We start from the raw sequence: 530 nt of genomic DNA on the forward strand, positions 1-530 counted from the left end.
GCCACGCAAGGGGCCAAGCTGGCTCACTGTCGACGGGAAGCCGATCAACGTCTTCGGCCTCAGCCGAAGCCGGATGATCGGATACAGCCTGCTAGCCGGGTCGGGACCCTATAGGTTCGAGTTGTTGCCGACGGAGCCAAACACTGGCGGAGACGCGCTCACGCTGCTTCGTAGCCTTCTGCCGAAGACGCAATTCGAGCGGCCTGCGCACGCCATCAAGGCAGCCAATCTTATCCTTTGGCCAAAAATGTTCGGAGGCCGTTTTGCCTTCCTGCAGATCGACGACGAGGATGTTGCCGACCTGGTGGCCGACCATTTGTCGGACGAAAATTCCTGGCTGCGCATGAGGCTRCTGGAAGACCCGAAGTTCGCTTCCAACATCCTTGCCGGCCTCGATGGGCTCGCGTCCGGCCCCTGGAGTGGCTGGCTCGCTCGGGGTACTGATTTCTTCTGGTTCTATGAAAATGGCAAACGCCGTCCGCTGCGTCTGATCGCTGGCGAACTCATCGATCCTGCGACAGGTATGAAGG

The 530-nt window shown here is 59.9% G+C and carries 1 pseudogene; it reads left to right on the forward strand.

The features are described 5' to 3' along the window. Positions 1–304 precede the first annotated feature (304 nt). Positions 305–530: pseudogene (locus ACXJ7R_RS36105) on the forward strand (hypothetical protein); the annotation flags it as partial.

This window comes from Mesorhizobium sp. P5_C1 (genome assembly GCF_054049815.1).